This window comes from Nocardia transvalensis NBRC 15921, assembly GCF_000308875.1.
GTDB classification, from domain to species: domain Bacteria; phylum Actinomycetota; class Actinomycetes; order Mycobacteriales; family Mycobacteriaceae; genus Nocardia; species Nocardia transvalensis.
Window position 1 is genome coordinate 49,312 of sequence record NZ_BAGL01000067.1, and the last position, 13,415, is coordinate 62,726.

General features: G+C 71.0%; 11 protein-coding genes and 1 pseudogene. 7 read left to right on the top strand and 5 right to left on the bottom strand.

The genetic code is table 11. The annotated features are described in order from the left end of the window. Positions 1-272: 272 nt before the first annotated feature. The 4 genes from ON41_RS25055 (at position 273) to ON41_RS25070 (ending at position 5,317) form a co-directional block, all read left to right on the top strand. Complete coding sequence (locus ON41_RS25055) at positions 273-1,721, top strand: phosphomannomutase/phosphoglucomutase (protein ID WP_040750215.1); 1,449 nt, start codon at positions 273-275, stop codon at positions 1,719-1,721. A gap of 103 nt (positions 1,722-1,824) precedes the next feature. Continuing rightward, positions 1,825-3,015 (top strand): TobH protein, encoded by a 1,191-nt coding sequence (locus ON41_RS25060; protein ID WP_040750216.1) that lies wholly within the window; start codon positions 1,825-1,827, stop codon positions 3,013-3,015. Beyond that, complete coding sequence (gene manA, locus ON41_RS25065) at positions 3,015-4,262, top strand: mannose-6-phosphate isomerase, class I (RefSeq protein ID WP_040750217.1); 1,248 nt, start codon at positions 3,015-3,017, stop codon at positions 4,260-4,262. Before ON41_RS25060 ends, manA begins: the two co-directional genes overlap by 1 nt. A 134-nt stretch (positions 4,263-4,396) precedes the next feature. Then, on the top strand, positions 4,397-5,317 hold the full coding sequence (locus tag ON41_RS25070; RefSeq protein ID WP_040750218.1) for a cation diffusion facilitator family transporter: 921 nt from the start codon (positions 4,397-4,399) through the stop codon (positions 5,315-5,317). A 6-nt stretch (positions 5,318-5,323) separates the two neighbouring features. Here ON41_RS25070 and ON41_RS25075 read toward each other — a convergent pair whose 3' ends face one another. From ON41_RS25075 to rfbD, 5 genes are read right to left on the bottom strand one after another with little or no spacing between them, the layout of a single operon-like run. Beyond that, positions 5,324-6,787: a phytoene desaturase family protein gene (locus ON41_RS25075; RefSeq protein ID WP_040750236.1), complete on the bottom strand. Its 1,464-nt coding sequence runs from the start codon at positions 6,785-6,787 to the stop codon at positions 5,324-5,326. A 48-nt stretch (positions 6,788-6,835) separates the two neighbouring features. Then, the gene (locus ON41_RS25080; protein ID WP_040750219.1) at positions 6,836-7,408 is read right to left on the bottom strand and encodes a TetR/AcrR family transcriptional regulator; all 573 of its coding nucleotides are present in this window, start codon (positions 7,406-7,408) and stop codon (positions 6,836-6,838) included. A gap of 56 nt (positions 7,409-7,464) precedes the next feature. Further along, entirely contained in the window at positions 7,465-8,562 is a 1,098-nt protein-coding gene (manB, locus tag ON41_RS25085) for a mannose-1-phosphate guanylyltransferase (RefSeq protein WP_040750220.1), read from the bottom strand. 57 nt (positions 8,563-8,619) lie between these two features. Beyond that, entirely contained in the window at positions 8,620-9,519 is a 900-nt protein-coding gene (locus ON41_RS25090) for a glycosyltransferase family 2 protein (protein ID WP_051162420.1), read from the bottom strand. A gap of 11 nt (positions 9,520-9,530) precedes the next feature. Then, positions 9,531-10,415: a dTDP-4-dehydrorhamnose reductase gene (gene rfbD, locus ON41_RS25095; RefSeq protein ID WP_246829607.1), complete on the bottom strand. Its 885-nt coding sequence runs from the start codon at positions 10,413-10,415 to the stop codon at positions 9,531-9,533. Between the two features lie 220 nt (positions 10,416-10,635). Here rfbD and ON41_RS25100 point away from each other — a divergent pair, with 220 nt between their 5' ends. The 3 genes and pseudogenes from ON41_RS25100 to ON41_RS25110 form a co-directional block, all read left to right on the top strand. Next, positions 10,636-12,054 (top strand): LCP family protein, encoded by a 1,419-nt coding sequence (locus tag ON41_RS25100; RefSeq protein WP_040750222.1) that lies wholly within the window; start codon positions 10,636-10,638, stop codon positions 12,052-12,054. Then, entirely contained in the window at positions 12,042-12,758 is a 717-nt protein-coding gene (locus ON41_RS25105) for a TIGR03089 family protein (RefSeq protein WP_040750238.1), read from the top strand. Before ON41_RS25100 ends, ON41_RS25105 begins: the two co-directional genes overlap by 13 nt. Before the next feature lie 117 nt (positions 12,759-12,875). Further along, a pseudogene (locus ON41_RS25110) lies at positions 12,876-13,415 on the top strand (cytochrome P450); the annotation flags it as partial.

Below are 13,415 nucleotides of genomic sequence, written 5' to 3' on the forward strand. Positions count from 1 at the left end.
CCTCATTTTTCCGGCGTGCTTTTGGCCGGAAACCGTATGGCCAACGATGGTTTCCGGCCAAAAGCGTGCCGGAAACGAAGGGCAGCGGTCAGCCGGAACGAGGTGGATGTCAGCGGTCAGCCGGAACGAGGTGGATGTCGCTGCCGTATGCGTTGGGTGGGAAGAGCGGACTGGTCGGCCGATGTTCGCCTACGGCGAAGTAGGGCGGTTCTCAGAACACCCATAGGTGTACCGAATACTCTGCGGGCGGCTCGCCTACTAGGGTGTCTGTCATGACAGTCGCCCGGTCTGCCGAGTCCGTGAAAGCAGTTGTCAAGGCGTACGACGTTCGCGGTGTGGTCGGAGAACAGATCGATGCGGATTTCGTGCGGGACGTGGGCGCCTCCTTCGCCCGGCTGATGCGCGGCGAGGGCGCGACCAGAGTCGTCATCGGGCACGATATGCGGGATTCCTCGCCAGGCCTGTCCGGCGCCTTCGCTCACGGCGTGCTCGATCAGGGCCTCGATGTCGTGCAGATCGGCCTGGCCTCCACCGACGAGCTGTACTTCGCCTCCGGACACCTCGGCTGCCCCGGCGCCATGTTCACCGCGAGCCACAACCCGGCCCGCTACAACGGCATCAAGCTGTGCCGGGCCAACGCGCTGCCGGTCGGCCAGGACACCGGGCTGGCCACCATCACCGACGAACTCGTCGGCGGCGTGCCCGCCCACGACGGCCCGCGCGGCGATATGACCGAGCAGGACCTGCTCGACGCGTATGCCGAATTCCTGCGCGGACTGGTCGATCTGAGCGGCATCCGGTCGCTGAAGGTCGCCGTCGACGCCGGCAACGGCATGGGCGGCCACACGGTGCCCGCGGTCCTGGGCCCGGTGACGCAGCTGGAGATCGAGCCGCTGTACTTCGAGCTGGACGGCTCGTTCCCCAACCACGAGGCCAACCCGCTGGACCCGAAGAACCTCGTCGACCTGCAACGCTTCGTCCGCGAGACCGGCGCCGACATCGGCCTGGCGTTCGACGGGGACGCCGACCGCTGCTTCGTCGTCGACGAGCGCGGCGAACCGGTCGCGCCGTCCGCGGTGACCGCGCTGGTCGCCGAGCGCGAGCTGGCCAAGGAGCCGGGCGCGACCGTCATCCACAACCTCATCACCTCGCGGACGGTGCCGGAGCTGGTGACCGAGCTGGGCGGCACCCCGGTGCGCACCCGCGTCGGGCACTCCTTCATCAAGCAGCAGATGGCGGCCACCGGCGCGATCTTCGGCGGCGAGCACTCGGCGCACTACTACTTCCGCGACTTCTGGGGCGCCGACTCCGGCATGCTCGCGGCCATGCACGTGCTCGCCGCGCTCGGCGGGAGCGACGGGCCCGGAGGCGGCAGCCTGCGTAACCACGGAGGGACCCGTGGACGCCGCGTCGAACACAGCGAGAAGGACCGGCCGCTGTCGGAGCTGGCCTCGTCGTACACGACCTACGCCGCCTCCGGGGAGATCAACTCCACGGTGGACGATGCGCAGGACCGCACCCGCGCCGTACTCACCGCATTCGAGGGGCGGGCGAAATCGGTCGACCGCATGGACGGGGTCACCGTGCAGCTGCCGGAGGACGCCTGGTTCAATCTGCGCGCCTCCAATACGGAGCCGCTGTTGCGTCTCAACGTCGAAGCACGATCTCAGGAAGAAGTAGACGCACTCGTAACCGAGATCCTGAGCATCGTCCGCGGCTGACTGGAATAGTGGAATCACAAGGTGCGAATTCGTTCGCAGTTAAAGCTTCACCCGGGCGCGCACCCGGCCTGGTGACCCGATTGAGGGGAGGTGGCAACGCCCGATGATCGCAGGGACACCGGTACTCGATCTCGATGACGTCGCCTCGCTGGAGGCCGCCGACTCCGGAGGAACATTACGTTCGGCGGCGTCGGCGGGTGCGCAGGTGCGCGCCACCGCCGCGGCGGTCGACGAGGATGTGCTCGTGCGGCTGCGGGATATGAACCCGCGCAGCCTGGTACTCGTCTCCGGCTCCGGCCGGGCCGACCGCGCCGCCGCACTGCTGATCGCCGCGCTGGGCGACCACGCCGGCCTGCCCATCGTTCCCGCCACCGCCATCCCGCAGTGGGTGGGCCCGCTGGACGCGGTGCTGGTGGCCGGGGACGACGCGGGCGACCCGCGCCTGATCGGGGCCGTCGACCGCGCCGTCAAACGCGGGGCCGAGGTCGTCGTCGCGGCGCCCGAGGAGGGGCCGATGCGCGCGGCCGCCGCCGGGCGGGCCGCGCTGCTGCCGCCGCGGGTGCGCGTCCTCGACCACAACCGGATGGTCCGGTTCCTGGCCGTCGGCATCGCGGTGCTGCACGCCGTGGATCCGGTCCGGATCGGCCCGCTGGTCCCCGATCTGACCGTGCTCGCCGACGTGCTCGATGCCGAGGCGCTGCGCGACGGTCCGCACAACGAGGTCTTCCACAACCCCGCCAAGACCCTCGCCGCCCGGATGCAGGAGCGCCGCATCGTGCTGACCGGCGACTCCCCCGCCGCGGCCCAGGTCGCCGCGCATGCCGCCGAGGTACTGCTGCCGGCCGCGGGCCGGATCGCCGCCGCCACGGGCCTCGCCGACGCCGTGGCCGCGAACGCCCGCCTGATCGAATCGGCCGGGGTGGCCGCGCCCGGTTACGATCCGCTGTTCCACGACGAGCAGCTCGACGGCCCCGCGCCGGTCGAGCGCGTCCGGATCTTCGTGGTGAGTTCCGACGCCGACCAGGTGGCGGCGCGACGGCGGCTGGCGGTGTTCGGCGCGAGCGCGGGGCTGGTCGACGCCGACTTGGTGAATGTGGACACCGAGCTGATGAGCACCGAGGCCGGCGTGCCGCGGGCCGAGGAGCCCCGGCCGCCGGGCGCGAGCCGCGGCAGCGAACTGGAACAGCTTGCGGTGCTGGTACTCCGGCTGGAGATGGCGGCGGCGTATCTGCGCTTACTGGGTTGCCGCCCCGCCGACGACCGTCCCGAACGGTACGACGGGGGACCCTACTAGTGCACGAACTCGTTGGTGCGTTGCGTTCCTACGCCTGGGGTTCGCGCACCGCACTCGCTCAGCTGTGCGGCCGACCGGTCCCGTCCGCCCATCCGGAGGCCGAACTGTGGTTCGGCGCCCATCCCGCCGATCCCGCGCAGGTGCGCATCGACGGCCACAGCAGCTCGCTGCTCGATGTGGTCGCCGCGGATCCGGAACGCGAACTGGGCGCGGTCGCACCGGCATTCGACGGGCGGCTGCCGTTCCTGCTCAAGATCCTGGCCGCCGAGGAGCCGCTGTCCCTGCAGGCGCACCCCAGTGCCGCCCAGGCACGCGCCGGATTCGAGCAGGAGAACCACGCGCGGGTCCCGCTGGATTCGCCGATGCGCAACTACCGCGACGACAGCCACAAGCCCGAGCTGGTGGTGGCGCTGGGGCGGTTCGAGGCGCTGGCCGGATTCCGCGATCCGAACCGGACGGTCGCGCTGCTGAAATCGCTGGCGGTTCCCGAACTCGTCCCGTACGCCGATCTGCTGGGCGCCCAGCCGGATTCGGCCGGGCTGCGGACGCTGTTCACCACCTGGATCACGCTGCCGCAGGCGATGCTCGCGAAGCTGCTGCCGAAGGTGCTCGACGGCTGTGTGCGGTACCTGTCGGACAAGAACGGCGAGGCGGGTCCGGGCAAGGAGTTCACGGCCGAGGCGCAGACCGCGCTGGAGCTGGCCGAGGCCTATCCCGGCGACGCCGGCGTGCTGGCCGCGCTGCTGCTGAACCGGATCACCCTGGAACCGGGTCAGGGGCTGTTCCTGGCGGCCGGGAATCTGCACGCCTACCTGAGCGGCGTCGGGGTGGAGATCATGGCCAACTCCGACAACGTGCTGCGCGGCGGGCTGACCCCCAAGCACGTCGACGTGCCGGAGCTGCTGCGGGTGCTCGACTTCGAACCGCTGACCGTGCCGATCGTGGAGGCGGAGCCGGTCGAGGTGGCCGCGGACGGATCCGGCTCGTACGGCTACAGCACCCCCGCCCTCGAATTCGCGCTGCGCCGCTTCGAACTCGCGGCGGATGCGGAGCCGACGCCGGTGCCGCGCACCGGACCGGGCATCATATTGTGCACGGCCGGCACGGTGCGGCTGCTGCAAGGCACGGACGAGCTGCGGATCCCCCAGGGAACCGCGGCCTGGATCTCGGCCGCGGACACCACCATCCGCGCGCAGGCGGTCGACGGCGCGGCGCAGCTGTTCTGCGCGTGTGTCGGCGGGGAATGATGATCCCGGCCAAGAGCATGCCGGGAACACGAACGGCGGGCGGCGACGCGCCGGGACGATGACGGTAGGGTACTCGGGCAAACCGGACATGCCGGGTTTCGGCGTGCGGTGAACGAAAGGACCGATGCGGCACCATGTCTGCGGGTGGCGGTAAGAAGGCGATCCTCGCGGCGCTGAGCGCGAACCTCGGCATCGCCATCGCGAAGTTCATCGGCGCGGCGATCACGGGCTCCGGCTCGATGCTGGCCGAAGGCGTCCACTCGGTGGCCGACACCGGCAACCAGGGGCTGCTGTTGCTCGGGCAGAAGCGGGCCGAACAGGAGGCCGACGCGCTGCACCCGTTCGGGTACGGGCGCAATCGCTACTTCTACTCGTTCGTGGTCGCGCTGGTGCTGTTCTCGCTCGGCTCGATGTTCTCGATCTACGAGGGCATCCACAAGGTCCAGCATCCGGAGGAGCTGACGTCGCCGATCGTGGCGATCACGATCCTGGTGCTGGCCATCGCGCTGGAGGGCTACAGCTTCGTCACCGCCATGCGCGAATCGGCGCCGCTGCGCGGTAATTCGAGCTGGTGGCGGTTCATCCGCAATTCCCGCAACCCGGAACTTCCGGTGGTGCTGCTGGAGGACACCGGCGCCCTCATCGGCCTGGTGCTCGCGCTGGGCGCGATCCTGCTCACGATCGTGACCGGCGATCCGGTCTGGGACGGTATCGGCACCCTCGGCATCGGCGCCCTGCTCGGCATCATCGCCGTCGTGCTGATCGTGGAGATGAAGAGCCTGCTGATCGGCGAGGGCGCCACCCCCGACCAGGATCGGGCCATCCGCGAGAACCTGGTCGACGGCAGTCGCATCGATCGCGTGATCCACCTGCGCACCGAATACCTCGGCCCCGACGAGCTTCTGGTCGCCGCGAAGGTCTCGATCGTGCCGGGCCTGGAGATCAAGGACATCGCCGCGGCCATCGATGAGGCGGAGGGCCGGGTCCGTACAGCCGTCCCGATCGCCCGGGTGATGTACATCGAGCCCGATCTGTATCGCACGCAGCCGGTGTGAGGTCGTCTACGTGGCGGCTGCCGCCCCACGGAGCACTGTCAGCGGGTCTGTGGTGATGTGGTGGTCTCGTAGGGCGTGGCGGGCGGCGTGGAGGCCGGACATGCCGTGGACGCCGGGGCCCGGCGGGGTGGCGGAGGAGCAGAAGTAGACGCCGGGGATGGGTGTGCCGTACGGGTTCCAGCGGGGGGTGGGGCGGAAGACGGTCTGGGCGAAGGTCATCGCGCCCGCCGAGATGTCGCCGCCGACGTAGTTGGCGTTGTAGGCGGGCATCGCCGCGGCGGTGCGGACGTGCTGAGCCAGGATCAGGTCGCGGAAACCCGGTGCGAAGCGCTCGATCTGGGCGATGACGTCACCGCTGATGTCGCGGGTGGACCCGTTCGGCACGTGGGCGTAGGCGTAGAGCGTGTGGCCGCCCGCGGGGGCCCGCGAGGAATCCACGACGCCGGGCTGGATCACCAGCACGTACGGGCGATCGGCGTGCCGCCCGGCCGCGACCGCCCGCTCGGCCGCCACGGCCTCGGCGCGGGTGCCGACCACGTGCAGCGTCCCCGCCCGATCCAAGCCCGCGGCCGACCACGGCACCGGGCCCGACAGCGCGAAGTCGACCTTGCAGGCCGCGTCCCCGTAGCGGAACCGCCCCAGCCGCTTCGCGTACCGGGCGGGCAGGCGATCACCGGCGAGGCGCAGCAGTTCGGTGGGCGCGGTGTCGAGCAGAACCGTACGCACGCCGTCGAATTCGGCCAGCGAGTCGACGCGGTGGCCGGTCACGATCCGCCCGCCGTGCCGCTCGACCTCGGCCGCCAGCGCGTCCATGATCGCCTGACTGCCGCCGCGCGGCACCGGCCAGCCGCCCGCATGGGCCAGGCTGCCGAGTAGCAGGGCGACACCCGCGGCCGAGAACGCGCGCGGCGGGATAATGGCGTGCGCGCTCACCCCGGTGAACAGCGCGGGCGCGACCTCCTCGCGAAAACGCAGGTCCCACAGCGGCGTCGACTGTTCGAGCAGCCGCCGCCCGAACCGCACCCCCGTCACCGCGTCCAGCGGCGGATGCCGCATATCCGACATCCCGAGGTCGACGAGGCGTTCCCAGTGCCGGACCAGCGGACCGAACAGGCGTCGCCAGGCGGCCCCGTCGCGCCCCAGATCGTCGGCCGTCCGGTTCAGGTCGCGCCAGGCCACCCCGGCCGCTCCCCCGTCCAGCGGATGCGCGTAGGAGACCTCGGGCGTCAGCAGCTCGACGCCGTGCGCGGCCAGATCGAAGGCGCGGAAGAACGGCGACGCCAGCGCCATCGGCTGGGCGCCCGCACACACGTCGTGCCGATAGCCCGGCAGTGTCAATTCGGCCGTCCGGCATCCGCCGCCGACGGTATCCGCGGCCTCGTGCACCTCGACCTCCAGGCCGGCGCGGGCCATAATCACCGCCGCGGCAAGCCCGTTCGGCCCCGATCCGACCACTACCGCATCCGCCATGATCACCACTGTAGGCGCGGGGTCCGCCCGGTCGCGGTGGCGTCGCTCTCAGCCCCGGGTCCAGTGACGGACGAGAATGGCCAGGCGCTGGTCGCGAAAGTCGGGCCGCAGGCGGCCGTGCTCCTCCAGGGTCGCGAGGCCGTGCAGGGCGCTCCAGCAGACCTCGGTGAAGGTCTCGACATCCTCGTCGCCGGCGAAGGGCGCGAAGACCGCCGCCAGCTCGCCGAACGCGTCTTTCAGCGCCTGGGGCGCGTCCTCACCGAACCGGAGATCCACCTTGAGCACGAACATCGCGTCGTACAGCGCCGGGCTGCGGCGGGCGAACTCCAGATAGCCCCGGGCCACCGCGGTCAGCGCCTGTTCGGGCGTGGCCGCGGCCTCCCGCAGGCGCTTGGACTCGGCCGCCATCTCGGCGCAGCCCTGTTCGGCCACCGCGGCGACGATCGCGTCCTTCCCAGCGAAATGGCTGTACAGCACGGGCTGGCTGTACTCGATGGCATCGGCCAGCCGCCGGACGGTCACCGCGTCCCAGCCCTGCGCCTCGGCGATCTCGCGAGCGGTGTCGATGATCAGGCGATGACGCTCGGCCCGCTGCCGCTCCTTGCGTGTCTGGGTGCTCACCACCGAGATTCTAGCATTGCTAGGCAAGATAGCTATGCATTGCTTTTCCGTCGCGGCTACACGTCGGTGGAGAAGCGGATGCCTCCGTCGGGCAGGTCGACACCCGGCCAGATGCGGGCACCGCGCAGCAGTTCGCAACGCGCGCCGACGCTGGCACCGTCACCGATTACGGCATCGCGCACCAGGGCGCGCGGGCCGATGCGGGCGCCGAAGCCGATGATCGACCGTTCCACCGTCGCACCGGCTTCCACGCGAGCGCCGTCGAACAGCACCGCACCGTCCAGCCGGGCCCCCGCCCCGACCTCGGCGCCCCGGCCCACGACCGTGCCGCCGATCAGCAGCGCGCCCGGGGCGACCCCGGCCCCGCCGTGCACCAGCGACTCGCCGCGCTGCGACGGCAGGGCGGGCGACGGCGCGATACCGCGCACCAGATCCGCGGAGCCGCGCACGAAATCCTCGGGGGTGCCCATATCGCGCCAGTACGAGTTGTCCACGTGACCCTGGATGTGCGCGCCCTCGGCCAGCAGCGAGGGGAACACCTCGCGCTCCACCGAGACCGGGCGACCGGCCGGGATCTTCTCGATGTACTCGCGGCGGAACACGTAGCAACCGGCGTTGATCTGATCGGTCGGCGGATCCTGCGTTTTCTCCAGAAACGCCGTCACCCGGCCACTGTCGTCGGTCGGCACGCAGCCGAACGCGCGCGGATCGCTCACCCGCACCAGGTGCAGCGTCACGTCGGCGTTGGTCGAGGCGTGGGTGTCGAGCACCGCGCCCAGATCGGCGCCGCCCAGCACGTCGCCGTTGAACACCAGCACGGTGTCGGCGCGCAGCTTGGGCAGGACGTTGCGGATGCCGCCGCCGGTGCCCAGCGGCTGGGTCTCGGTGACGTACTCGAGGTCCAGGCCCAGGTCCGCGCCGTCGCCGAAGTGCTCCTCGAACACCTCCGCCTTGAACGACGTGCCCAGCACCACGTGGGTGATCCCGGCGTCGGCGATGCGCGCGAGCAGGTGGTGCAGGAACGGCAGGCCGGCCACCGGCAGCATGGGCTTGGGCGCGGACAGCGTCAACGGGCGCAGCCGGGTGCCCTGGCCGCCGACCAGGATCACGGCATCGGTCCCGGCGCCGGCCGGTACAGCGGTGGTGTCCGGCATCAAACTCCCCTGTTCAGGTTCGGTCCACGCGAGACGTGGGTGAACGATCGTCGCGCCCTACTGCTGCGCGGCGCGATCTCGCTCGCGCAGCGCAGATCGAACCGCAAGGCGGCAGCGGATCGCAAGTCCGGCGCGCAGGGCCAACCGCAACGGGGCCTGCCACCAGTGCGGATGCCGGTCCGCCTGGAAGCGGTACGCGGAGGCGTGGTGGGCCGGCAGCATCGTCTCCGGGTGGCGACCCGCCGCATGCCCCTTCGCGTGCGTCACCTCCGCCGTCGGCACGTACACATTGTGCCAGCCGGCGCGACCCATCCGGTCGCCGAAATCGACATCCTCCATATACATGAAGTACCGGGAATCGAATCCGTCGATGCTGTCGAAGGCCTCGCGGCGCACCAGCAGGCAGGAACCCGACAGCCAGCCGACCGTGCGCTCCGAGATCTCCTCGTTCTCCTGGCGGTACCGGCGGCTCCAGGGGTTGCCGGGCCAGACGGTGCCGAGTATTGCGTGCCCGGCGCCGTCGAGGAGTCCGGGCACCGAGCGCGCCGAGGGGTACAGGCTGCCGTCGGGCTCGCGCACCAGCGGGCCCACCGCGCCCGCCCGCGGCCAGCGGCGCGCGGCGGCCAGCAGCTGATCGATGGAGTCGGTGCCCCAGCGGATGTCCGGGTTGGAGATCACGATGAACTCGATATCCGGATCGATCTCGGCGACGGCGCGGTTGATGGCGCCGCCGTAGCCGATATTGCCCCCGGTGCGCAGCAGCCGCACATGCTCGTTCGCCTCGGCCGCCAATTCCGGTGTGCCGTCGGTCGATCCGTTGTCCGCGAGGATGACCTGCGGTTTCTCACCGGTGGCGGTGGCTAGCGTACTGATGAAGTGCTCGAGGTGCTCACCGGGCGAGTAGGTCACCGTGACAACGGCCAGGCCCGGCCGTGCGACTGAATCCGTGGCGTTCACGAGGACGCAGCCTAGTCGGCGACGCGGCGCAGCGCGTCCCCCAGTGCCTCCCGCCAATCCCGCAGCGGGCTGAGACCGGCCGCGATCCAGGCTTCGTCGGACAGCACCGAATACGCCGGGCGCCGTACGGGACTGGGATATTCGGCGCTCGTGCACGGCCGCACCCGGTCCGGATCGGCACCCACCCCGGCGAACACCGCGCGCGCGACGTCGTACCAGGTCGCGCGGCCGGTATTGGTGGCGTGCAGGATCGGCGGAAGCTCGTCGCCCGCGGCGATCCGGGAGGTCAACTCCAGCAGTCCGGCGGCCAGATCCGGGGCGAAGGTCGGGGAGCCGGTCTGGTCGTCGACCACCGTCACCGTCTCCCGCTCGCGCTCCAGGCGGCGCATGGTGGCGACGAAGTCCCGGCGGTCGCCGGTGTAGACCCACGCAGTGCGCACGATGTGCGCCCCCGGGCCCGACCGCAGCACCGCCTCCTCGCCCGCCAGTTTGGACCGCCCGTACACGCTCGTGGGCGAGGTGGGATCGCCCGGCTCGTAGGGCCGGGTGGAGGTGCCGTCGAAGACGTAGTCGGTGGAGATGTGCACCATCCGCGCCCCCACCGCGCGGCATTCCTCCGCCAGTACCGCCGGGCCGGTCGCATTGCCCGCGAAGGCGGCGTCGGGCTCGGATTCGGCCGCGTCGACGGCGGTGTAGGCCGCGCAGTTGAGCAGGATGTCGTCCGGGCGCAGCACCTTGCGCACCGCGGCGGCGTCGGTGATGTCCAGATCGTGGTGGCCGAGCGCGAGGGCGGCGGGCTCGTGGGCGAGCACGGCCCGCCCCAGCTGCCCGCCCGCGCCCGTGACGACGAGTCGCGGTCGATCGGCCGGTACGGCGGCGGGAGGCACAGCAGTCACGCGGCCAGTCTGGCACGCCGAGCCATCAGCGGTTGAACCCTCGGCGGCGCAGCGTTGACTAGCCTCATGCTCAGGGGAGGACATGCTGACGGAGCCGTCGAGCCGGGGTCAGGGGGATATCGGAAGGAATACGAGGGTGGCGCGGACAAGAGCTGGATCGGAGTGGCGGCCGCGCGACGCCGGGCCGCGCGCCGGACAACCCGACAACCGGTCCGGCCGGATGCTCGCCGCGGCGGCCGCGGTCGTCGTATTCATCGTCACCGGATTCGGCTGGCACAGCGTCGACGGCCTGATCTCGGGCATTCAGCGCATCGGCAACCTGGGTCTCGGCGGCGGGCGCGACGGCGCCACCGACATCCTGATGGTCGGCATCGACAGCCGCACCGACGCCCGCGGCAATCCGCTGTCGGCCGACGAGCGCGCCATGCTGCACGCGGGCGACGAGGTCGGCACCAACACCGACACCATTGTGCTGGTCCGGGTGCCCAACGACGGCCGTTCCGCCACCGCCGTGTCCATCCCCCGTGACTCCTATGTCGATATCCCGGGCGTCGGCATGGGCAAGATCAATTCGGCCTACGGCGCCAGCAAGGAGGCGTCGCGGCAGAAACTGGCCGATCAGGGCAAATCGACCGCCGACATCGAACGGCAGTCCACCGAGGCCGGCAGGCAGGCGCTGATCAAGACCGTCGCCAACCTCACCGGCATCACCGTGGACCACTACGCCGAGGTCAGCCTGCTCGGTTTCGTGCTGCTCACCGATGCCGTCGGCGGCGTGGACGTCTGTCTGAACAACGCGGTCGACGAACCGCTGTCGGGCGCGGACTTCCCCGCGGGCGACCAGCGCCTGAACGGACCGCAGGCCCTGAGCTTCGTGCGCCAGCGCCACGACCTGCCGCGCGGCGATCTGGACCGGATCGTGCGACAGCAGGTGTTCATGGCCGGGCTGGTGAACCAGACGCTGAGCGCGCGAATCCTGGCCAATCCCGGGAAGTTACAGCAGCTCAGCGATGCCGTCGGCCGCACGATCGTGCTCGACGAGGACTGGAACGTCATGCAGTTCCTGCAGCAGTTGCAGGATCTGTCCGGCGGGCAGGTGCGATTCGAGACGATCCCCGTCAAGGATCTCAACGGCAGTACCGCGGACGGGGAATCGGTCGTCAAGGTGGATTCGTCGGCCGTGAAGGCGTACGTCGCCGGAATGGTGGCCGACAAGCCGAAGGATTCGGACGCGGCCGCCCCGTCGTCGGTGACCGCGGACGTCTACAACGCCAGCGGCACCCCGGGCCTGGCCGGGCAGGTCGCACAGGCGTTGGTGGGCAAGGGTTTCCGCACCGGCACGGTGGACAACTGGATCGGCGGGCCGGTGCAGAGCAGCCGGGTGCTGGCCCGCGACACCTCCGACGCGAAAGCGAAGGCGGTCGCCAAGGCGCTGGGCGGGCTGCCGGTGATCGCGGAGGCCGGGCTCGCGGAGGGGTCGGCCCGCGTGGTGATCGCCGGTGACTACTCTGGTCCGGGTTCGGCGGCGGGCAGCCTGTTCGACATGTCCGGGTCCTCGGGATCCTCCGGCACGGCGACGCCCGTACCGCCCCCGCCACCCATCACCGCAGGCCAGAACGGACCGAAATGCGTGAACTGACCCAGACCGTCACCGCGGCTCTGCTCGATCCGATCCTCGCCCGCGACCCCGCCGGCCCCCGGATCACCTATTACGACGACGCCACCGGCGCGCGCATCGAACTGTCCGCCCTGACGCTGGCGAACTGGGCCGCCAAGACCGCCAACATGATTCGCGACGAATTCGGCATCGCGCCCGGCGGCCGGGTGGCCGTACTGCTGCCCGCGCACTGGCAGACCGCGGCGGTGCTGCTGGGCTGCTGGTGGGCCGGCGCGGAGGTGGTGCTGCGCCCGGACGCCGACGCCGAACTGGCCCTGGTGACCGCGGACCGCCTCGCCGACGTCGACGAGGTGACCGAGGTGGCGGCGCTGTCGCTGGATCCGATGGGCGCCCCCGTGCGCGACCTGCCGATCGGCGTCACCGACTACGCGACCTCCGTCCGCACCCACGGCGACCAGTTCCTGCCCGGCGGCGCCGGTCCCGCCCTGGACGGCATGCCGGCCGCCGACCTCCTCGCCGAGGCCGGCAAATCGGCCGAGCGCCAAGGTTTCACCGCCGACGACCGGGTCCTGTCCAGCACCCCGTGGGACACCCCGGCCGACCTGATCGACGGCCTCCTCGCCGTCTACGCCGCCGGCGCCTCCCTGGTCCAGGTCGTCAACCCCGACCTCACAAAGCTCGACGCCCGCATCGCCACCGAACGCGTCACCACCACCCGCCTCTGACTTTTCGAAGACAGAGGGGTTCTCCTACCCCGGTAGGTGGTGGCGGTCCGACTGTGGGACGTTTCACTGCACGGTGGGGTTCCGTACGGTGGTGGGAGGTCCGGACGACGAACGGGGATGGCGATGAAGCCGCGGTACTGGTTTCGGTGGCTGGTGGTACAGGGAACCCCGCGGCTGGCGCTGCGGACCTATTCCCGGCGCGGGGAGACGCTGGCACAGCTGATGTCCGCGCCCGCCGCCGTACAGGACCCGATACCGCTGCTCGAGTCGATCCGGGCGCGGGGGCGGATCGTGCGCACGCCGTTCGGCTGGGCGACCGCCGACCACGAGCTGTGCCGTACCGTCCTGCGCGACACCAGCTTCGGCGTCGCCGCGGCCGAGGGCTTCGTCCCCAAACCGCTGCGCCGCCTGATGCAGATGGCGGAGCTGCCGCCCAATCCGGTGAGCCCGCCGTCCATGCTCGTGATCGACCAGCCCGACCACTCCCGTATGCGCAAACCCGTCGCGTCGGCGTTCACCCCGCGCGCGATCGCCCGCCTGCGCGAGCGCGTCGAATCCGTGACCGCCGAACTGCTGGCGGCCCTGCCGTCCGGCGGCTCCGCCGACCTGGTGGCCGCCTACGCCTCGCAGGTGCCCATCGCGATCATCTCGGAGATG